This window comes from Paraflavitalea devenefica (assembly GCF_011759375.1).
Taxonomy (GTDB): Bacteria; Bacteroidota; Bacteroidia; order Chitinophagales; family Chitinophagaceae; genus Paraflavitalea; species Paraflavitalea devenefica.
This window is the reverse complement of the sequence record NZ_JAARML010000005.1, coordinates 305415-328504: the sequence shown is the minus strand read 5'-3', so window position 1 is coordinate 328504 and position 23090 is coordinate 305415. Positions and strand designations below refer to the sequence as shown.

The window sequence follows — 23090 nt, the reverse complement described above, 5'->3', positions numbered from 1 at the left end:
TTATGCCAGCGTTGTACCAGGCGCCACTACAAAAGCGCCTTATAAAAGGTGGCCCGGTAGGTGTCTGAAACGGGTATTCTTTCTTTACCGATGAGTATACGGTCGCCTTCTACAGCATCTATTCTTGAGAGGGATACGATAAATGATTTGTGCACCCTGCAAAATAAGGATGCCGGCAGGCGCTCTTCCAGCTCTATGAAGGTTTCAGGCGTTAACAGTTTATCTTTTGTGCAACAGATCTTCCGGTAATCCCGTGCTCCTTCTATAAAAAGGATATCTCCCAGGTCAACTTTTTCAAGACGCCAGGCGGTTTTAAAAAATAGATAAGCAGGCGTAGGCTGCGGAGTGCTTTGCATCCGCTTACGGACCTTCAATACGGCTGATAAAAAACGCTCAAATGAAAAAGGCTTCAGCAGGTAGTCTACTACTTCCAGTTCAAATGCCTTTAAGGCAAACGCTTCATACGCCGTGGTAAAGATCACCAATGGCGGCTGAGGCAGGGCCTGGAGCAGTTGAATACCTGTGAGCCCTTCCATCTGGATATCCAGGAAGAGCAGGTCCACATTTTGCTCCTGCAATGCCGGCAATGCTTTCAGTGCGCTGTTATAGGTTTGCAGCAAATGAAGGAAAGGCACTTGCTCCACATACTCCTTGGTACGCAGCAGCGCCAGTGGCTCATCTTCTATTATGATACAGGTTAATTGTTTCACAGATCAATGCGGCATTGAACGATAAAGGTATTCTGCAGGGCCTGAACTTCCAAACTGTAACGACCGGGATACAGCAGGTCCATTCGTTGCCGTGCCAGGAATAATCCAAGTCCGCTATGACCATCCGGCGCCTGCACAGTTGAAGCGTAACTGTTCTGGCAATGAAAATGAAGTATCCTGTTATTGGCCTGTAATTGTATAGTAACCGGCGCTGTCCCCTCGCCGGTGGTCCCATATTTAAAAGCATTCTCCAGGAAAGGCAGGAACAGTAAAGGTGCTATGGTCAATTCTCCTGTATCGCCCCCTACTTCCAGCCTCACCCAATCGGGGGACGCTTTCCGGATCTTCTGCAGCGCTATATATTGTTGTATGAATTGGATTTCTTCTTCCAGCGGTATGGTATCCAGGTGACCTTTATACAACATATAACGTAGCATGCCTGAAAGCTGCTGCAGGTAGCTGGAAGCCCTGGCCGGTTCCCTGCCAATAAGCACATCTATGTTATTGATCGTATTGAAAAGAAAATGAGGCTGAAGCTGTCCTTTCAATAAGGCCAGTTCCGTTTCCAGGTTTTTCTTTTGCAACGCTTCCTTTACCCGCAATTCCAGGTACCAGTGCACGAAGCCCCTGATGGCGGTAGCGGCAATGCCATGTATAATGGAATACAGGAAAAAAGCGATCAGGAAAGGTATTATTACATTTGCTTCAGGCAGGAAGTCGGCATAGTAATAAAAGACAGCAACCAGGATGCCCATAACGAACAGGGAAATGCAGGCGCAGGTTACCAGTCCGGCTACAATAAATGCCTTCAGCTTTCGCTGGGCCAGGTAACGCCAAAACCACCCGTAGTAAAAGGCGTAGAAGGCAAGTGCTGCAATAACCAATACAACGCCTGTATAGAGCAGGCCATCTTCATCCAGCATTGTCTGCGGCTCTCCCCGTCCAAGATACAGGAGAAAAACACAGAGGCTTCCATACAGTACCCAATAAACCAGGTGCAAAAGCAATACTATATATCGTTTCATACTATTATTTGATCCGTTCACCGATGAAGTTACCATTTGGCTGCTGTAAACAAAAACGGGTGATAAGCCCTTTTTTATCCCTGGTAAACCTGATACAGTATCCCTTAGGGCCTGCCAGTATAAAAAGGTCTTCTTCCAGTGGCAGCAGGTCGTACAACTGCTGACCAGGCAAGACGAGGTATAAAGCTCCCTCCTCTTTTAAAGATACACCCACCGTATCACTGCCTACCTTAAAGGCGCCGGTATACGTGAGCAGTTGAGGAAGCGGTCGCGGCGGTAAGAACTGTTTTACAAACCGTATGGGCGCCACGGTAGGTTCAAAAGGTATGGAGAGGCTCTCAATATATCCATGCGGGTGCACCTGAAATTGTAGTAATAACTGTGGCCGGTCAATATCCGGGCGCTCCCCTGCCACAAATACCACACCCCGGAATGTATCATACTGTTGTGGCCATAACCACCATGTATACGCACCCATTTGAGCAAAAAGGGAATCTCCGCGCCGGATGATGGTAACACGACCGTAACCGGGGTGCTCATAAGTACCGGTATAAGCAGATAAAGCATGGGTGGGCGGGATGGTTTCCGGTATGGCAGGTGGCTGCGCAGGCTCCTTGTCAGGCTTGCTGCCCGTTGACTTTGTTTCCGTAACCCGCCCGGGAACGGGCAATTGAAAGAAATGATCTGCGATCGCATTCCGGATCTGTGCTGGTAATAAAGAGCCGTCACGGTTACAAAGTACCACAATGCCCAGGCTGTCGGCCGGGAAAAAACTGGCATTGCTGGTAAACCCATCAATATTGCCGCCATGCTCTACCCGGTAATGCCCGCGGTAAGAAGCCAGCCACCATCCGAAACCATAATTGGAAAAGAAAGTACCTGCCTGGTCATTATAGGGTAATGCCGGCTTGGTCACTACTTGTGAAGAAATAGCCTGTGTACGGAAGGCTGCCGGAATAACGGCCTTGCCATTGATCCAGCATGATACCCACCGTGCCATATCAGGCGCTGTACTGTTCAGCCCGCCTGCCGGCGCCATTAATTCCATGGGATGATAAGGCATCAGCTTTGCCTGGCCCTTAACTGTTTTATACCCAAGTGCTGCATTTTTATCTGCCAGCAGGCTGTCGAGCGAGAAATAACTGTGCGTCATCTGCAATGGCTGCAATAAGTACTGATGAATAGCAGCCTCATAAGATATGCCGCATAGTTTTTCCCCGATCATACCCAGCAGCAGGTAACCCCAGTTATTGTACTGCCACTTTTCACCGATCCTGGCATTTGGTTCCAGGAATGCTACCCGTTTGAGCATACTGTCGCGGTTACCGGCAGCCATAAAAAACCAGGAATACTCATGCCGGGCGAGCCCACTTCGATGACACAGCAGGTCCCGCACAGTGATCTGCTCGGTCATAGCCGTTGTATAGAACTTACAGCCTGGTAAATAGCTTTGCACAGGCGCATCAAGGGCCACCCTGGCGCCCAGGTTGCCAATTAAAGCGGCTGTCATGGCCTTGGTACAGGAGCCTACCGGAAAAACAGTTTCCGGCGTAACCGGCAAACGACGTTCAACATCACGATATCCAAATCCGCGGGCATATACCAGGTTGTCTTTTTTTATAACAGCCACGGCAATACCTGCCCCTTTGGTTTTGGCTGCCATACTTTGGAGCAAACTGTCAAGCCCGGCAATGGATTGCCCTTTTGTGCATACAGTACATGCTGCCATCAGCATACTTAACCCAATACGATGAACGAAGAACAGGAAACAGGAACGCTGCATAGTTTGGTTTTGGCAGCAATTTGTTCCATGAAGCAGATAAGAAAAACTTGTTTCGGTATAGTGCCCATTCTTTCCTGCAAAATGGGATTACCGGGCGGCAAAATTTCAGGCACTTAGGTGGGCCAGGGAGCTTACTGCTTTTTCCCAGGCGGTTTCCTGTATACCCGGAACGGAGGTCCCTTCCACACGGAATATGGTTATGTCTGTCATACCGATAAAGGCAAGCATAAACCTGAGATAGGATGTTACAAAGTCATAGGATTGCATAGCCCCTTCTGAGTAAACGCCGCCGGAAGATAATGCCACATATACTTTTTTTCCTTGTACCAGCCCCTGCGGACCATTACTGTCATAACTGAAAGTGACACCTTTCCGTACAATATGGTCAAACCAGGCTTTTAAGGCAGAGTGGATAGAGAAATTATACATCGGTGCGCCGATCACGATAATGTCGGCTTCCATGATATCATGAATGGACTCATCGGAGTGCCTGATCGCTTCCTTGTTCTCGGCTGTTCTGTTCTCGGCCGGAGTGAAGAAAGAAGTAATATGTGATTCTTCCAGGTGTGGAAAATGATGGTCTACCAGGTTCGTTTCCTTTACGGTACTGCCAGGGTATGCCTGCTTCAATTTTTCAACGATCTCATTGCCCAGCTTAATGCTGTAGGATGCCTTACCCCGCGGGCTGGATATTACATGCAAAATCTTTTTCATTGTATACTTGTTTTCTAGTAATGATTTACGGATGCAAACCTATTTACTTTTATTGCTGGTTTATGACAAGTATACCCTTGTATATCGCTATCCTTCAGGATACTGATATGATAGACAATGAAATAGACGCAAGCGGTTATTGGTAGTCCACGATACGCTGTATAGCTGGTGAACATGGCTGTTATTAAAAAAACGTTGCTTCGATACAGTTATGGGTGGCTGTTTTTGGCTATATTCACTAATAAATTAACTTTTCCATGAAAAAATTATTTCCATTAATCGCTACGTGCCTGCTATTGATGACAGGCTTTACCACGCCAGCCTCTACTACTGCTCATGCTCCAATCGTACTGAGCGGTGAACCGGAACCACATCCCAACAATCTTTATGTGAAGCTGAAGATAAATGGGCAAACTACCATTATCTGGTTGCTGGTCCATCCCAGTGACACTGTTGGTGAAGTAAAGGACGAGGTAGAACTCTGGGCAGGCGTTCCCATCAATTATTTGTATTACCAGGGACAGGTACTGGATGAGAATGCCACCCTCTCCTTTTATGGTATTAGCGCCAATGCTACTATAAGTGCCAATTAAAAAAGGCGCTTTGCTTAACAAAAACGCCGCGGGATTTTCCCACGGCGTTTTTTTATTGCAGCTGCACACAGCCGTACACCCGGTGTAACAAAAGCGGACAATGTACCCGGTGTTATTAAGCTTAATTAGCTGATTAACAGAAGACTGCAAAGTGGCATCCTTTTAGATCAGCAATGTTCAATAAGCTAGCGGATATGATTAAGAATTATTTTATGGTCGCCTGGCGGAACCTTGCGCACAATAAAACATTGTCGTTTATTAACATTTTTGGGCTGTCGGCAGGTATCACCTTTGCTTTGCTCATTGGCTTATGGATACAGTATGAAACCAGTTTTGATACTTTTCATACGAATGGAAAACAGCTTGCGATGGTCATGAAACATGTCATGTTCAATGACCAGAAAAACACCCAATCGCTTACTCCATTACCTTTACATGATGAACTGAAAAACAATTATCCCGAAGTAAAGAGAACTTCACGGGCAGCTCCCACTGGTCAGGGTCTGATGGCTGGCAATAACAAATTGAATAAAATGGGCTGGTACGTAGATCCTGCATTCCTGGACATGTTCTCCTTTCCACTGATCGAAGGCAATACTGCAACCGCCTTAAAAGATCCCAATTCCATTATCCTCACAGCATCTCTTGCCCATGCGCTGTTTGGATCAGAAAATCCGATGGGCAAGACTATCAGGTTAAATAACGCTAATGATGTGCGGGTAACCGCCATTGCCCAGGACGTACCGCATAACTCTACTATCGACTTTGAATTTTTGATCCCCTACCAGTACGCGATCGATCAGGAAGAATGGATAAGAAATAACAAAACAGACTGGGGCAATAACTTCCTGATGAATTTTGTGGAATTGAAGGAAGGCACCTCTATGGATGCTTTATCAAAAAAGATCGGTCCATTAAATGTACAAAAGGATGCACGGATTAAAAACCAGGTACTGTTCCTGCATCCGCTCGGGAAATGGCACCTGTACAGCGATTATAAGAACTGGGTGAATGCAGGCGGGAAAATAGCGTATATCTGGCTATTTGGGATTATCGGTGCTTTTATATTACTGGTTGCCTGTATCAACTTTATGAACCTTTCCACTGCCCGGTCTGAGAAAAGGGCCAAAGAAGTGGGTATCCGGAAAGTGGTAGGTTCAAGCAGGACAGACCTTATAGGTCAATTCCTGAGCGAGTCGGTATTGACCACCTTCCTGGCTTTTTTAGTTTCGCTCATACTGGTGCAACTGTTATTGCCTCTGCTCAAAGACCTGGGCTTTGAATACATCAGGTTTGACTTCAGTAGTACCTTCCTGTTGAGCGCCGCGCTGGGTGTTTGTTTGATCACCGGACTGATTGCCGGTAGTTATCCTGCTTTCTATCTTTCCTCTTTTCAGCCGGTGAAGGTGTTGAAAGGTGTGTTTAAGCAAGGCCAGGGCCCTGCTATTTTCCGGAAAACCCTGGTGGTTACTCAATTTACTATTTCCGCTGTGTTGGTCATAGGCACCATCATTGTGTTTCAGCAGATCAATCATGCACGTAAGCGTTCTATTGGATATAACCCCAACAATATGCTGAATATTCCAGCCAGCTACGACCTGGCTGTTAACTATGAAGCACTAAGAGAAGAACTGCTGAAAACCGGGCATATTGAATCGATGGCAAAGACATCACAACCGATGACAGCCATTTACAATTCATGGAGTGATTTTTCCTGGGAAGGCAAGGACCCTGCTACAGATATTGCGCTGGATGCCATCATGGCGGGCTGGGATTTTGAAAAAACGGCGGGCCTGCAATTCAAACAGGGGCGTGCTTTTTCGAGGGATTTCCCAACAGATTCAAACGCCATCATCATCAATGAAGCTGCCCTGCAAGTGATCGGTTATAAAGACCCCATTGGCAAAACCATGAAATCGGGCAACCAGGTGAAGACGATTGTTGGTGTTGTGGAGAATGTGGTGCTGGCCGATCCGTTCAAATCTGTTGCTCCGCTGGCCATCCTGTTCAATTCCAGTAAAACGGGTTCTGTCAACAATATTCTCCTGCGGCTGCCGCCAACAACCGATCTGAAAAAGGCACTGGCTGCTATTAAACCCATATTTGACAAATACAACCCTTCCCAACCCTTCGAATACAGTTTTACAGATGAGGAGTTCGGTAAAAAGTTTGTAGTAGAAAACCAGGTAGGTAAACTGGCATCTATTTTTGCCGGTCTTACTATCTTCATTTCCTGCCTGGGATTATTTGGACTGGCCATGTTCATGGCCGAACGCAGGGTGCGGGAGATTGGCATCCGCAAGGTATTAGGCGCTTCTGTGGTCAACCTATGGCTCCTTTTATCAAAAGAATTTATGTGGCTGGTGCTGATAGCCTGTGTGATCGCTTCACCGCTGGCATTCTGGCTGATGAAAGATTGGCTGGACAAATATGAGTACCGGGTTGATATCAGTGCCTGGGTATTTGTGGCGGTGGGAATACTTGCCTTTGTTATTGCTTTGTTTACCGTGAGCACACAAGCCATCAAAGCCGCTTTTGCCAATCCTGTAAAAAGCCTGAAATCCGAGTAATTTATCATCAGGTATATAACCAGAGCGCTGTGAGGATTTCCCAACACAGCGCTTTTTTCGTTTAGCTTCGATGGTATTGTACTTAGATAGATATATTTAAATTCCGTTGTATCCATCCTGTTGCAAAACCAGCTACTATCAAAGCAATCAATAACAGAATGATGATAAAGCCGGGGCCGATCCCTCTTGAGCGGGTACGGGCGGGGGTATGATTGGTTACCGGTTGCAATTCGGTGGAGTTGGGTTTCCTTGCTTTTATGAGCAAACCCGTGTAACGGGATGTAAAGCCATCTGCTTCTGCCTGGTTATATACTACCTGTTCTGCTACAAAGAGATCATCACTGCCCGAGGGTTGATACGCCTGTATCACCACAGGGAATTCACCTGGCTGAATTGTCATAACTAACAATTAAATGAACAATGTTTGTTATAGACGGCACAATTCTGCTGCCAGCAGGCTGTTGTAGAAACAGGTGATCCCGGCCCCCATTTTGAAGCATTCTTTCCTCAACCTGTTGTAATATTTCCGGGCTGGCTGCTACTAATGAAAGAAACAAAAGCCATGCTTTTAACAACAACGAACACGATTGAAGGGAAGCCTATTCAAAAATATATAGGCATTATCAGCTCTGAGACAATTATTGGCGCCAATATTTTTAAAGACCTGTTTGCCGGTATCAGGGATATTGTTGGCGGCCGCAGTGGTACTTATGAGCGGGTTATTGAACAGGCCAAAGAATCGGCCATGGCGGAACTGCAGCAAAAAGCGCAGGCGCTGGGCGCCAATGCCATAGTGGGCATCGACCTCGACTTCGAAACCGTAGGCAGTCATGGCAGCATGCTGATGGTGGTGGCCACAGGCACGGCTGTGAATATATAATACCAATAACAGGGCACGTGAATAAGTGGCCGTATAATAAAAAGAGACCGTCCCTTTTTTGAGACGGTCTCTTTTTTGTTTTTTCCGTGGAGTGTCCTTTGGGAGACGCCTTATAGTTTGATGAGTTTAATCAGCTTCCTGTTCTTTCCCTGCACAACTTCCAGTGTATAATGTCCCTGGGCGTAATTACCTCCCAACGGAATCCTGCTGCCGATAGCGAGGTTGTCTCTCACTTCTACCAGTCTTCCCACCGGGTCATATACGCGGATACGAACTTTTTCCAGGGGTGTTCCCTGCTGGAGGTACACGGTAAACTCATGATAGCTGGGTATTGGTGATACCACTATATTCAACTCACCCGCCGTGTTGCTGCTTTCGGGAACCAGCTTGCCGTTGCTTTCCCTCGCAGCCTGTGTAGCGGTGATGAGTTGCTCATCTACCTGGCCGTTACAATTGTCATCACGGCCATTCTTTACTTCTGCAGCACCCGGATTCACCGTAGCATCCCAGTCGGCACAATCACCATTCACCAGTACGTGACCAGCCAACGGAATAGCTGATAACTTGGAGTTCTCATTGCGGCCATAACCATCATGGTCTACGTCCATATAGTACCTGAGCATGGGCAGGCCTTCATCTACCTGGCCATTACAGTTGTCGTCACGGCCATTGGCCAATTCAGCAGCACCAGGATATACTGCAGCATCCCAATCTTTGCAATCACCATTCACCAGTACATGACCGGCCAGCGGAATAGCGGATAGTTTCGAATTATCATTGCGGCCATAACCATCACGGTCTACGTCCATGTAATACCGAAGCATGGGCAATCCTTCATCTACCTGGCCATTACAGTTATCATCACGGCCATTGGCCCCTTCAGCAGCGCCTGGATATACCGTAGCGTCCCAATCTTTGCAATCGCCATTTACCAGTACATGACCCGCCAGCGGAATAGCTGATAGTTTGGAATTATCATCGCGGCCATAACCATCATGGTCTACGTCCATGTAATACCGCAGCATGGGCAATCCTTCATCTACCTGGCCGTTGCAGTTGTCATCGCGGCCATTGGCCAGTTCAGCAGCACGAGGGTGCACAGCAGGATCCCAATCGGCACAATCACCTCCCAACAGTACCCAACCTGGGATGGGTTTATCTGACAACCTGGAACCTTCATTGCGGCCATAACCATCCCGGTCGGAATCCTGGTAATACCGGGGTGTAATGTTGTTCAAACGGTATATGCTGAGCGTGCCGCTGATCTCATTGGCCACCAGGATGTAATGTTTACCATCCGGGCTGGCGGTATTGGAGATGTGCACAATGCCTTCAGGGCCATTATCGCCGCCGTAGGAGGCTACGTTGCGTGGGTTTTTGTAATCCACAAACTTCACCTCCGCGGGGTTGGTGATATCATAGACCATTACCCCACCCTGCCGTTCGAGGCTGATGAAAGCATATTGTTTGCCTTCAATGGCGGCCAGGGCCAATCCTTCCGGCTCAGGTCCTTTGGAAGTGCTCCTGCTTTTGCGCGCGTTGCTTTCATGATCGGTATTGAAAATAGGGTTGTTGGCTGGTGTTTTGGCCAGGTATTGTTCAAAATCGTCTTTGCTGTCGTAGGCTATTGATTTGCTGGCAGTATTCCAGATAGAGAAAGAACGTCCTCCGATCAGGTGTATCTCATCAAAGTCGCCATCACCATCTGTATCGCCGGAGGCCGTAGTAACCCTTAACCGGCCCAGGTTATTGTCATCCTTCAATTCCCTGGCATTGGGGAAAGCAACAGCATCCAGCTTGTAAGTGGCAGCATTCACCCTTACCCTTTCATTAAAGGCGCTGTATTCGCGGTCATCGCCCTCATTGGCGCCTACGATATAGGTAGTACCGTTTACGGTATAGTTGGCAATACCATCAGGCATGTACAAACCTTTCACCGGCCAGTTGGCAATGTGGATCTCCGTGCCCCTGTCGGAAGCATCAAAGCCGTTGCCAGGCAGGCTATGGTCCTTTTTACCCAGCGGCCATATATCCGTTACTGTTTTGGTTACCAGGTCTACCACCGCAAAGGCATTGGCTTCCTGGAGAATGACCCAGGCTTTCTTTGAGTCGGGTGTGATGGTGATGTATTCCGGTTCCAGGTCCTGAGACAGGGTGCTACCAGGGAAACCTTTGCGCACACCTGCTGCAATAAGCGCCGGCGCCTGTGCATTGAAGGCGGTAAAGTCGAGGGTGGTCACCTGGTTTTGGGTAAGCGATGCTATGCCACCGGAAATATCAATGATGCTGATAGAACCTTCAGGGTCTACTGTATAGGAATCATTGGGTTGTCCTTCATTGGCAGTCATCACGGTTTTGCCATCCGGTGTAAAGGTGATCATATCCGGTAAAGCACCTACCGTAACCTGCTTTTGGAAAACACCATCTGTGTTGAAGAAAACTACAGACCCATTTAACTGCTGGTTGGCATTGGGCACTGCAGCGGCTACTATACCGTTGCGCACAGCCACACTGGTAATGCCTCCATAAGGTATCATGTCTATGGCTGTAACGGGCTTAATGGAATCGGGATTGGAGAAATTGGCTATGTCCAGGCGGTTCTGGATGGCGCTGATCACAAAGAGGCGTTTGGACGCTGAATCATAGGCTACGATCTCGGCGCTGGCATTGTTGCTGCCGGAAGGATCATAGCTGCCTATGTAGGACAGTTCTATTTGCTTGTTGGGAACAGGGGCCTGGCGATCATTATCCCTGATGTATACCGTCATGAACTGGTTGCCGGAGATCGTAAGACCAGCAGGGTTTTCCAGGCTCAGGATGAAATATTCATCCTGCTCATTGGCAGCGTCGTCCCGGATAGGTATGGTAATGGTTTGCGTGGCGTTGCTATCGGCTGTAAAATGCAATGTTTGTGTGCCCAGGGTGAAATCGCCGGCGCCTGCTGTACTGAAAGGTGCGCCTTTTACTACGAGGTCTACAGCGGCTGTTGCCGGATTGGTGAGCTTAATTTGTACAGTAGCTGTGCCCGTTGCTTCTGAAACAGACAGTACGGCACTGCTAAAGCCAATTGTTGTATTGCTGCCGCCGGGATTGCCGGGCGCATTCCAGTTGGGCCATGATTGCGCCGGCGTGCCGGAAGCGGTGCCGGTCCAGTTGGCAGGATTGCTGATCAGGGCTTTTACCGTAGCAGCAGTTCCTGTGAGCGTGCCTGTATAGTAAGCATTCACTGTATTGCCGGCTGTGTTACCGGTTGCTGTGCTCAAGTTAATAGCATTTACGCCATCTGTGAGGGCCGCCGGTATCGTAGAGAAGCTGCCGCTGCAACTGGTATTGGCAGCCAGCCAGGCATTAGAGCTAAGGGCTGTAATGTATTGAGGCGCTGCCGGTGTACCGGTGTATACGATGACCTGGTCGCCATTGGCGCTGAGGCCGAAGGTGCTGCCGGTTACGGTACCGATATTGGCGGCGCCTGCATCATTGTTAATGGTGACCACGGTACGGGCAGTCACGCCGCCGGCGGGTGCTGTCCACACAATGCCGCCCGCACATTGGGCCGGTAAATTGGTGGTGTACTTGCCATCTGTAAAGTTGATCTTGGTGCCGGGCAGGATATCAACCAAGGTCACGAAGGCGATACGGTCCTCATTGGGTATGGCATTCATCTGGTAACCCACGAACAGCAGATCGCCGGGATTGAATATGGTTTGGGTAGCAATAGTGGTAAAAGTAGCAGTTTGCACAGTGGTGACGGCATTATTGCTGAGGTCTTCCACTACGCCTGCTTTGAGCGCCACATAGTATTGCTGGTTGTTGGCCAATGGAGCTGCCGGCGTGATGGTAATGACATTCCCGGAGAACGCCGCATTAAAAGGTACATCAGCTCCTGCTGCATTGCTCAGTTTAAAGATCACCAGGCTATCAACACTGCTATTGTCAATGGCGCTGTTGTCAATATTGCGCACCTCCTCATTAAAAGTAATAACAGGTGCTGTATTGACCGGCAAGTCAATGGCGCCGTTTACGGGGGTAAAGCTTACAGACGGCGGCAATACATCTGCCCCTGCGGGCGAACCATCGAGGGTTATATTGTCAAAACGGTTATTGCCTACATCGCCGCCGCTGCCCAATAAGAAGGCAACCCTTACTTTAAAGCTGGGATTGTTATCTGTTGCAGGGATTGCGCTGAAGTCAAGGGTCTGGAGCGTAGGATCGCCATTGTTGGGGGCAATGGTGGTGAACGGCGTATAGTTAACACCATCCACGGTATACGCAATTTCCTGGGTGCCTGCTCCTGAGCCGGAGCGGCGGGTGGCGTATTTCAGTACTACGTCCTGGAAGCCGGTAGTAGGTAATGAGAAGATCAGTGCTGCGCCAATGGGATTGTTGATACGCAGGTGATTGCCGGAGGGATCACCATTGCGGGCATTCAGGTTTTGCACATTGAAGTTCTGCCCTGTGCCGTTGCCGTAATCATTGATGCTGGAACCGCCGGCTATATAGGCCAGGCCGGCCCCGCCTGCTGTATAGGAAGGCGCCAGGTGATTGGCTTCTGTATCAAAGGCGTTGAAATTCCAATAGTGAATGAGTGTCTGGGCATGTATACTGCCGGTTGCACCCAACAGAAAGCAGGTAATAACGAGTAACGTTTTTCTCATACTTTTCCAGGTTTGTTTCCGTAATGTGTTTGTGTTTGAAAAAAAGGTCCTGTTTGTGGGGGCAGAGGTGGGCAAGGATCACACAAAAATTCAATACGGGGGCAAACATAGAGTAGTTTGGGAAGAGCCCGTGTGTGGGGCAGAACAATTAAAACAAAGTTAATATTAGGTTGATATTGGGGCTGCTTCGGCTGATAGCGCTCCCTTGTTATACGCGCTTGATCCGTACATCGTAAACAAAGTCCCTGATGTCTACTATTTGAAAGTCGTCACTGTTAGGATGAAGCGGGTTTAATATATAATTAAACTCATAGGGAATGATAGTGGAAGGGAACCTGATAACAGGATAGTCGGCTTCTTTTAACAGGCGTGTCCCAAAGTCTTTCGTGGCTGAGGGCGCAGGCGCCTCTTTCCAGTTGCCTGGCAGCTCAGATATTCTTACATACAGGATACCATCATCGGGTATTTCATACGTGGTGATGCTAAGCGAGCGGGGAATGTCTTCAATGTTGGTATTCACTGTGTATTCAAGGGTGGCCAGGGAGCGACTTTCTGCCGTGTAAATACAGGCAGTGAGTTTGTGGTTCCAGCGTCCGCCGTGCAGGCGGGCGCCTTCTCCTGTAAGGTCCTGCGCATATCTGGTTTTACCGACCCTGTAAACGATCATAGAACTAAGAATAAACGCCGTAAGCTATGCGGCCGATGATATCCCGTACTTCTTCGCGGCCAAACTGGTTATCAATAAGATCATAAGGGGCCTGGCCACCTAATGCACTGTTGGGGCGGAACATCCATTGATTGAAGCGGTTTTCATCTTCAAAGACCTCATAGCCATAAGAATAAAGATTGGCCAGGTCTATGATGCGCTCACTGAGAGAAGTATTGAACTTTTCATCGCCCTTTTTATTAATTAGGGTAGCTCTTGTAACGGCCAAGGCTATGGCCAGCTTGTCATAATCGAGGCGTGTTTTTTCTTTCAGGTTTTCAAGGTCTTTTTTGCTGATGCCCATGCGGGCAATATCCATTTTTTCCAGGGGGGTCATTTGGCTTTCGGGCTTATTGGCAGCGCCGGAAAGTATCACCGGTATATTGATGGGCTGGTAATTAATGGCGGCCGTTCTCTTTTCACTGAGGTAGGCTATAACCCCTTCCTTCACTACGGAAGGCGCCGGTGGCTTGGCAGTATAGTTCTTTACTTTAGCGCTTTTGGCACTTTTCCGGGCCGGTGGTTTGGAACCCTGCTTTCCGGAGCTGTATTTGGTACCTTTTGCCATAGTACAAAAATTTACTGTTGGAGGCATAAAACTATACTATTAATATGAAATAAAAAAATATATTTTAAGCCAATAGTACTGCATTCTTATCAGCTACAAAAAAGCAAGAGACTCAGCGGGGAATAAGAATTACTCGTATACAAAAGGTTTATTTTTTTGAAAAAAGTAAAGTTCTTTTTTGTTTTTTTTGCTAAAACCAATGTATTTCCCCTTACCAAGGTCGATGAAAAACTCATGCTCACTATCATTTAATTGAACAACCAACTTTAGCACTTTTTCTCTGCTCTTACACACAATCATCTTATCAGAATACAGAACTCTATATTTATTCTTTCTTTCCTTTAAAAAGCGTACACGAAAATTCGCAAATCCAACAGGAAATTTAGTGGTTATATGTTCACCAGAAAAAACAATACAATTATTAAATTTAAGTCCGACAATATCATTATTGAAGTGATCTTGAAAATCCACCATCAGAAATGTATTTTCTGCATAAGGCTTCTTTTGAGTTATAGAGCAACATAAACCCAAAAAAGCTATACAAATCAAACCAATTTTACTTTTGTTTGCGCCTATTAAGTTGACCAGTTTCATAGTATTTTATTATAGCACTTATTTGTGAACCTGTTATTATCAAGCCTGCATTCGGAGAATCTGCCATATGCATTAAATTGCCATTTAAAGTGCCTGGAGCAGGGTGAAAGCCAGGATTTGTGTCTAATCTACCAGAATGACCAAACTCATGCGCGGCTGTCCTTTCAAGGCTATTTAGACCATTTATGGCCAGCCCTATCACTGCAGCTTTCCCGGTGGTCGCCATTGGACCATTATTAGTTACCCTAGAAGAAATATAGATCATATTTTGTCCTGATACTGCACCTCCTACTACCGTACCAGCGGGGAAAAAACCTCCTACACCATCTGGCATTTTATCGGTATCAACTATTCTAATAGCATGATCACTCTCTGTCAAAGGGTTTGCATTCGATTCTACTGCAACATTAGAAGTAGTAATTGCACCGCCATCACCATCAAAAATTGTAAAGCTGGAAGCAATTTGTGTATTTATTCTGTCTGCAAACCCCTGCATTTGTTCTGGTGTATATGTCGTACTTGACTCATTGATAAGTTTTCCTTCAAAATGTATAGTATTAACTCTAATGTCAACATTTCTTTTTGGATCAATTAAAGCTATCTGCCCAACAATGATACTGTCTCCATTTATATCGATATTTACAATAGGGTTATTCCCACCATATTGATAAGAAGTTAAATTTTTATATTTCACACTAAACCTATCCTGTACAAAAAAACGTCCTACTTGCGCATCATACATCCGCGCCCCATAATCATACCACTCCAACCCACCCCCATCACTAAACTCTTTCTCCTGCTTTTCCTTGCCATTGTATTCATATTTATTATCCAGCTTGCCAACAGCTTTTGAAGAGATCCCCGCCATGGTGAGTCCAAACGGATAATAGTGCGTTTCTTCCAGGAAGGCCCCAGTATAATGACGAACGCTCAGGTTATCAAAGAACACATCCCGGTTCTGGGTTTCATTGCTTACATAAATATACAAAAAGCCATTCTTTGTAATGCTGAGCGGTCCGCCGCTGGTCAATACGCGGATGAAACCGGTATCCTGTATTGGGTCAGCACCACTGCTGGCAGGTACATATTGCAACTGCTCATCCAGCAGTATCCAGTTCAGGTAAGCTTTGGGTTTATCCGAAGGGGTACTGTTCTCCGTATTGCGGAAGCTGTTTAAAGCTCCCAGCAGCGGGCTGTTACTTGCATTGCTTAACGATGAAAAGGTCCCCTTGCTTTCACCTGTCACTCCTACGATGCCGGTGGCAAGGGAGGTGAGGATGTCGGCTATGGGATCATTGGTGCTGCTGCCGGCGCCGCTGCCCCGGTAGAAACTTTTCACCCCTATGTCTACTTTATCACCACTCATGACCTTCAGCACAATGGCCGGACCTATTTTGTTGTTACTGCCATTGGTGCGGGCCACCCAGCTATTGGGATTGGTGACCGGATCAGGATCATTGGGATAGCCACCCGGCACAGATGTTTTAAGTACTGCTGCTTGCGGAATGTTATAAAACAGTTGCTCTTCTTTGGTACGGTAAGCAGTTTCCAGGGAAGCGAGGTACTGCGCCGTATCGGTCTGCTCGGTGAGCACAATACGCACATTGCCCAGGTGGTCTTTGAGGAAGTAGTCATACTGGAAGCGGTAAGCACTGTCACCATGCAGGAAACGTCGCTTTACATAACGCAATCTGCCTTCCTCATGGCCCAGGAACTGCAGGGTATCATTTTCATAGACAAAACCTGCCATGTATAAGGTCACCTTATCCGGCCTGCCCGTTTCCTGTATCCGCTTGCGGTGTTTGACACCATTGGCATCGTAAGTATAACTAATAGTGCCTTTCACTGCCCCGCCTGCGGTGCGCACGGTGATGGTTTGCGGTAAGTTTAGGTGATTGTAAACAATGTCTTCTGCAGCGGCGGTGCCAATGTCTTTATTCAGGTCCTTTTTCAGGTTACCGTTGGGGTCATAGGTGTAATCAACTGCAGAGTCTGTTTTAATACCTCCCAATGCCGTCATATAGGTAGAAGAGCTGCGGAAATCCCCCAGTTTGGTTTGCGGGTCATTGGCAAGGTCCCGCACATTTCGCAGGCGGTTGCTGTTGCCATTGTTGTAATAGGTATAAACCAGGTTGTCAATAGAGGCACTGCCACCCGGCTTCCAGCCTTTCTGGTCCATGCGCAGGATATTGCCATTGGCATCATAGCTGAGGTTGCTCACACTAAAGTCAACACCTGCATTAAGGTTAAAGCTGCTGCCCGCAAACTGTTTGAAGGCAGCACTGGTCAGCCGGTTCACCGCATCATAGGAAAAGTCATATCGCCTTACCCGGCTGTCGCCACTACTCTTCCAGAGCATGCCGGCGATGTTGCCATTGAAGAGGGAATCGGCATAGTTGGCCGAAAGGCCATTAACATTGAGCGCACGTTTATCATAAGCGAGATCAAAGCCAAAATAGTTGGTGGCGCTGTTGGTGTCTTTGGCATAAGTACGATTGGCGCCCAGCATCCAGCCCCGGATATTATAGTCGTAGGTGAGGCTGTCCAGAGGTCCCCCGCCGGGTCCTGTACTGGGCGCCAGTTTCTTCTTTCTCAGTTGTCCTAACGCATCGTATTCATTAGTAGCAATGACCTGTTCGGGCTTGCTGATGATTTGACTGCCAATGGTGCTGCTCACCGATTTTTTGGTGGTGAGCAACCGGCCAAGGTCGTCATAGTCCATTTTGGTGACAACGATATGGGTTTGCGGATTGGTACCCTGTACTTTCTCGTGCCTGGTGACGATGGTAAGAGGCTGGCCGCTGAAGTTATACTGCGTGGTAGTGACGTCACAACCCCAGGTATAATTCTCTGCCTTGGTTTGGATGACCCGTCCTTTTTCATCATAGAATATGGTAGTAGCAAAAGCGGTAGAACCGTCCAGGGCTTTTGATACAGTGCCGGTGACCAGTCCGCGGGTATTGTCAACTGTGGGCGTCACTACCTGTGGATAAGGATAACTATTGGAAGGACTGACAAAATAGTTGCTGAGTCTGTTGTCAAAAGTTCTGAAAGCCGGTGGCACTCCATAAACCCAGGCATAGTCATCGTAATAGGTAATGGACAAAATATTGCTGTAGGTGACCGCCGGAAAGCTTTGCGCAAGGCTATACATGGGTAGCGGGCTGCCAGGGTTATAGGTCTCATAACGCCCCATATTCTGACTGTTCAGATAAGCCTGCATAGTGCTCTGGCTGATATAGGTAGCATTAGTGTATTTACCACTGTATACTGGCCTGTTGAGGGCATCGTATTTGGTGAAGAGCCATTGGTTCATTACACGCAAATTACCATCCTGGGTGAGCACCAGCCGGTCCCACTGATCATAAACCATCCACACTTCTGCGGCGCCGGGCACTTTTTTACAGATCATGCGACGGCGGGCATCGTATTCGTAGCGGAAAGATTGCTCATTAAGAATAACGCTGTTGTCAAAGCTGGTATTCCAGCTATTGGCCAGCAACAGTTCCACTCCTTTAGGCTGGATCACGAGGCGCAGGTTACTTAGGTCATCATACACGTAATAGGTACATAGCCATCCGGCATGCCCACTGCCGGCACCATTATCGGCACTTGCGATAAGTTGCACTTTTTTCAAGATAACCTGTCCTTCCTTGTCTTTGAACTCTATGACCTGCTTGCCATGTTCATCTACTGTGATGTTCTTATAGAGCTCGCCTACTGGGTAGCGTGCGGCAGTACTGTAAGTTCCCCAGTTATTCGTCACATCAGAGACAGTCCAGATCCGCACACTATCAGTAACGGTATTAAAAAAATATTTTCTTTTTATAGAGCGACGGTCATTTTCATTTGCTTGTGAGGAGGAGCCCACCCAACTGCTGCCGGGTGCAAAAGTTTCCTGCACCCGGTTGAGCGGTGAAGCTTCAAAAGTAGTTTGTCCATAGGCCCAGTTGAGACTGCCACCTATATTTGTCTCACCTGGTTGACCAGCTAATTGCGTGTTGTAAAACTGTGCCTGTTGCTGAAAAGGGTTAAGTTTGAAAAGGCCATCATTGAGGGAAGTATTGCTACCAGCATTATTAGCGGCAAAGGGCAGGTATTTGTATTTTTCCCGGCCGAGCTCATCATAGATCACCGGGCTTACCAGGTCTACAGGACTATTGCCGCTAGTGAGTGAGCCTTGTTTAACGACGGTTTGCAGCGGACGGCCCAGGCCGTCAAAGTAGGCAGTGGTTTGTTTGACGTCTCTGAGCGGGCGGGCAACCAGGCTGGTCGCGCTGGTATCCGGCGCCATAGCTTCCCAACTGCGGATATAGTTGACTTTGATGTTACTGCTATAAGGAGTCCGGAGAGCGGCAGGCGTTTGAGCCTGCGCTATAATTTGCAGGAGCAGCAGACCCAATAACAGGTTCCGGCCTCTCCTAAATGGATGCTTCGTGGTAGGTATATTCATAGTTTAGCAGACAAGGGTTATTGGTTGGTATTTTGCTGATATTTATAATTGAAATGTTTGAGAACGTTGCGGTTCTCATCCCGGATACGCAACAAACGGCCAAAACCATCATATTCATAATAGATAATCTTATTCTGAACATTGCACTGACTGGTCATCCCAATCAACGGATCGTAGGTGTAAGTAGTTATTTGAGCATCTGCCGGATAAACCTTTACTTCATCAATATTATCTCCGGCCACACTAATGGTGGTTACATTGAGAAGTTTCTTCTCGAAACATCGCCAGGAACCTATCGTTTTAGCAGGTGTTTGTGTTTGCAACTGCCCATTGATCCAGGTATTGCCGGTACTCCACACGCTCACGATATAATTACCCACCGGCACCGTTTTATTGACGCCGCCGGCAATAGTTTTCTTCCCGGTGATGCCGCCATTATTCACAACAGAAGAGCCATAATTCATCATCCAGCCGCCCAGGCCAGTAGTTTCAAAAGAAGTGTAAGCAATCTGGTCGGCAGAGGCATTACTAACTTGTGCTACCGGAAGCGAATTCTGATAATCCCATATATAAGAATTACGCACGCCATCTTTCCCGATTAGCTGAACAGGATTGCCTGCATAGTATTGATAGGCACCCTCATTTTCATATCGGCTATCAACTATCAGCGACTGATTATTGGTCGCTGTGGCAGCATAGGTGAATGTTCCTGAAGGAGCAGATAGATTTACTTTCCGCCCTCTTTGCAGGTATGCCTTGCCTGTTGGATAAGTCATGTAATCATACCTGTTAAAGGAAGCACCCAGCAAAAGGTTGTTTTTCCATGCTGAATTTTCTATAGGCGCCAGGATATATTGCTGCTGTAGTTCCAGAATGGGTTTCAGCGAAGCATCAGCCGCATTTTTAGCGTTCAGCAGACAGGAATTAAAAGCATTGGTTGGATTGGTAAAATTATTCCGGCGTTTGGTGATATAAGTCTTGCGGGCATTGGCGCGGCAAATGATATTATTAATCCAGGCCTGATAACGGCAGGATACGGTGGTACAGTTGGCTGTAGCAGTAAGCATAGCCACATCGCAGGAACTGCAGGCGCTGGTGTAAGCCGGCAACCCGGTGGAGATGGTATCACAAACGGAAATACGGAAATCAGCCGCATACTTAATCCTTGTTGTTTGTGTATCGCCTGCTGCATAAATAACAACCTGCCGGGTAGGTTGATTGTGCCAGGAGCTTTCATGGTATACCCCCTGCACAACCTGGCTATTAGCTCCCGTAGCTGGTACATAGGTATGAGTGATCACCTGTGTTTGTTTTTTACGATACCCTCTCAACTCATACCTGGTGCCCAGCACAGCGCTTAATACATAATTTACCATATACGCAGGCGTTCCCTGCGTGCTGTCGTATTCCATCATATAATGCGATTCTTTCAATAACTGTCCGCCTGCTGTAAAGTGCCCCTCATACTTAAGCTGTCCACGCCTGTATTCATAAGGAAGCGGGGCTGCAGGGCTATTGGGAATGGCAGCGCTGCACACCGTAGGATTGATATTCCTGTAAGCAATATCATCATGCACATCGTCCCACCGGCCAGAACCATAATACCGGTAAATGCTGTATCCGTTGCCCGGCTGTCCCACTTTTACCTCATTGTAACCAATGTGATTGCCCTGCGTCGAAGCCATCGGAAAAATGGGACAAGCCGATTTAAAGTACGGCTGGGGATTACTGCCGGTTTCGGATCCCATGCAGCCATTGGAATAAAGGTGTGTAGATGTATTATTGGCCGAAGGGGTTATTCCAAACATTTTCACCACCTCATTCCGCACAATTTGCACATAAGCCGGGCGGCTATAGAGAGTACCTGTTGACTGCCCGTTAAAATTATAGTCATACACTGTTTTAATACTGTCCTGTGAAACAAGACTGTCCTTTTGAACAATTGACTTCACCCGTAAGCCCCCTATTATGGCGTTTTGCTGTACCGGAACATTGGGAATAATTTCGGTAAAGAATACTTCTGCCCCCTGGCCGGTCTGTGTAGCCTGCCTGGACAGATTTACACTATACGTACCGGCAGGCAATTGGATCATCAGCGTATCCCTTGAATTGCCTGGGATGCCCATTGTTGCTACGGCAGCGTTGCTGCTGTTTAAGATGGTCATACCGGCGGCACAGCCGGAAGTGTTGGGCGGACAAGGCCCGTTCACCATCACTACCCTATAATAACTTCCGCTTAGCACCACATTGCCATAACTGGCGGTAAGGTTGCCACTATAACCCACACTGTAACCATAACGGTACAATTCCATATACCCGGTAGTACTGGTGCTTGTCCAGATCCTGTTGGGCTCAAATTCGTAGGCTGTATAACCTCCGGTGGGATATATCACTTTTGTCAGTGCTCCATTCAACATAGCCGGCCAGCGCGGATCTCTGTCAGCACCGCTTACCGTGTTGAATGTATTAATCGTATAGGTAGGCACCAGCGTACTGTTGCCTGCCACACCATTGTAAAATCCCCAGTGGTCCTGTGCAAAGGATAACCGCCGTGGTAAGGTATTGCTGTAATAAATGAACTTATAAGGAGCAAGGGACAAACTGTTGTTGCAGGTTTGTTCCTGCAAGCTGTCCAGCTTTAACCGGTACCTGTCTGTTTGAATGACGTAATTGGAAAGATAGCCTGGCAGGTTTTCTGTAGGTGCTGTAAAATAACTGTGGTATAGCCTATATTTTTTACAAAAGCCCTGGTTACCGGTAATGGAGATCGCTTCCAGTGATTTAGCTTCTGTATTGGCAAGATCAGTATAAGTAGCGCCAGTATAGAAACTATTGCCGATATCAGTACGTACTTGCCCCGGAATAAAGTCAACCGTTCCATTGGAAAAAGTGATCTGGTTCAGGCGTACCCCTTGAATATAGTTCTTCGTCAACCTGTATTCATTTTGTGCCGGGTTGGTCCAACTGGGTACAAAATTACCATTGACAGGACTCATGGACAGGGTATAGTAGCTGCAGTTTTCCGGCTGATAATGGAGGCTGATTGAAAACATGTCATCGGCCGATACGATTTTGGTAAGGAACCAACTGACAAACAAACGGTCTGTCATATTGGGATCGCCAGAATACACGAAGCTGAGTTCTACTGCAGGTACGCTACTGGTGCTACCACCAGGCGTAATACCAAAATGATACCGATCGCCCGAAGGAACGGTAACAATAAAGCCCTGAATATTGGAAGTATAGGTATTATAGGAACCCGCGGTATCGCGTGGAAAATAGTAGACTATCTTCAGGTCTTCCCCATTCACCAATACCGGCTTGCGGTCATCATCAAAATAAAACTTACCGGAATAACCATTAAAATTAAACGAAAACAAGTCAGGCTCACCATCGTATGATCCATTGGCAAAAGCCTGGTCGTTGGGCGCTGTTAGACTACCTGTTGTCAGGTAATTGCTAAAACCATAATGGCTGAAATGACCATACATACCCATGGCGGTAGTACCTCCTTCATCAGGTGCTCCACGCACTACCCGGCTGATCATGCCACCGGCCTGCAAGGACCACCCGGCGCCTATCCAACTGGCAGGCTCCATCACTTTAATACCACCAGCATGATAACTGAGGCCAATAGGCAGGGTCAACGGCCCCTCTTTTACGGTATATAAGGGCACATTAATTTGTGGAATACCGGTATGATAATTAACAGGAACATCTGTGTACTTTCCCAGTGAAGCGGCATTGGGAGAGGCAATGGTGACCTGTGGATAAGGCGAACCTTCCTGCGTCATAGCAGGCAGGTTCGCCAGCAAAGCAGGCATAAAGACCAACACAGT

The 23090-nt window shown here is 47.4% G+C and carries 14 protein-coding genes; 3 read left to right on the top strand and 11 right to left on the bottom strand.

Annotated elements, in window-relative coordinates; genetic code table 11:
• Positions 1 to 26: 26 nt before the first annotated feature.
• The 4 genes from HB364_RS33580 to HB364_RS26145 all read right to left on the bottom strand — a co-directional run bounded on the left by HB364_RS33580 (position 27) and on the right by HB364_RS26145 (position 4232).
• Entirely contained in the window at positions 27 to 710 is a 684-nt protein-coding gene (locus tag HB364_RS33580) for a LytR/AlgR family response regulator transcription factor (RefSeq protein ID WP_167291376.1), read from the bottom strand.
• Complete coding sequence (locus HB364_RS26155; protein ID WP_167291375.1) at positions 707 to 1735, bottom strand: sensor histidine kinase; 1029 nt, start codon at positions 1733 to 1735, stop codon at positions 707 to 709. Before HB364_RS26155 ends, HB364_RS33580 begins: the two co-directional genes overlap by 4 nt.
• Positions 1736 to 1739: 4 nt before the next feature.
• Positions 1740 to 3518, bottom strand: coding sequence for a serine hydrolase (locus HB364_RS26150; protein WP_167291374.1), 1779 nt, complete (start codon positions 3516 to 3518; stop codon positions 1740 to 1742).
• Between the two features lie 105 nt (positions 3519 to 3623).
• A complete protein-coding gene (locus tag HB364_RS26145) occupies positions 3624 to 4232 on the bottom strand; it encodes an FMN-dependent NADH-azoreductase (protein ID WP_167291373.1) in 609 nt (202 codons plus the stop codon).
• Positions 4233 to 4489: 257 nt separating this feature from the next.
• On the opposite strand from HB364_RS26145, the gene HB364_RS26140 reads away from it, so the two are divergent.
• Entirely contained in the window at positions 4490 to 4825 is a 336-nt protein-coding gene (locus HB364_RS26140) for a ubiquitin-like domain-containing protein (RefSeq protein WP_167291372.1), read from the top strand.
• Positions 4826 to 5019: 194 nt separating this feature from the next.
• Positions 5020 to 7395, top strand: coding sequence for an ABC transporter permease (locus HB364_RS26135; protein WP_167291371.1), 2376 nt, complete (start codon positions 5020 to 5022; stop codon positions 7393 to 7395).
• A gap of 82 nt (positions 7396 to 7477) precedes the next feature.
• On the opposite strand, the gene HB364_RS26130 is transcribed toward HB364_RS26135, so the two are convergent.
• Positions 7478 to 7795: a hypothetical protein gene (locus HB364_RS26130; RefSeq protein ID WP_167291370.1), complete on the bottom strand. Its 318-nt coding sequence runs from the start codon at positions 7793 to 7795 to the stop codon at positions 7478 to 7480.
• 162 nt (positions 7796 to 7957) lie between these two features.
• Here HB364_RS26130 and HB364_RS26125 point away from each other — a divergent pair, with 162 nt between their 5' ends.
• Complete coding sequence (locus tag HB364_RS26125; RefSeq protein ID WP_167291369.1) at positions 7958 to 8275, top strand: heavy metal-binding domain-containing protein; 318 nt, start codon at positions 7958 to 7960, stop codon at positions 8273 to 8275.
• Positions 8276 to 8385: 110 nt separating this feature from the next.
• Here HB364_RS26125 and HB364_RS26120 read toward each other — a convergent pair whose 3' ends face one another.
• From HB364_RS26120 to HB364_RS26095, 6 genes are all read right to left on the bottom strand, one after another.
• Entirely contained in the window at positions 8386 to 12930 is a 4545-nt protein-coding gene (locus tag HB364_RS26120) for a choice-of-anchor I family protein (RefSeq protein ID WP_167291368.1), read from the bottom strand.
• Between the two features lie 208 nt (positions 12931 to 13138).
• Positions 13139 to 13597, bottom strand: a complete 459-nt coding sequence (locus HB364_RS26115) for an RES family NAD+ phosphorylase (protein WP_167291367.1) — start codon at positions 13595 to 13597, stop codon at positions 13139 to 13141.
• A gap of 4 nt (positions 13598 to 13601) precedes the next feature.
• Positions 13602 to 14204, bottom strand: coding sequence for a type II RES/Xre toxin-antitoxin system antitoxin (parS, locus tag HB364_RS26110; RefSeq protein ID WP_167291366.1), 603 nt, complete (start codon positions 14202 to 14204; stop codon positions 13602 to 13604).
• A 129-nt stretch (positions 14205 to 14333) separates the two neighbouring features.
• A complete protein-coding gene (locus tag HB364_RS26105) occupies positions 14334 to 14798 on the bottom strand; it encodes a hypothetical protein (protein ID WP_167291365.1) in 465 nt (154 codons plus the stop codon).
• Positions 14761 to 19251 (bottom strand): DUF6443 domain-containing protein, encoded by a 4491-nt coding sequence (locus HB364_RS33255; protein ID WP_246228621.1) that lies wholly within the window; start codon positions 19249 to 19251, stop codon positions 14761 to 14763. Before HB364_RS33255 ends, HB364_RS26105 begins: the two co-directional genes overlap by 38 nt.
• Positions 19252 to 19268: 17 nt before the next feature.
• Positions 19269 to 23075, bottom strand: a complete 3807-nt coding sequence (locus HB364_RS26095) for a hypothetical protein (RefSeq protein ID WP_167291364.1) — start codon at positions 23073 to 23075, stop codon at positions 19269 to 19271.
• Positions 23076 to 23090: the final 15 nt, after the last annotated feature.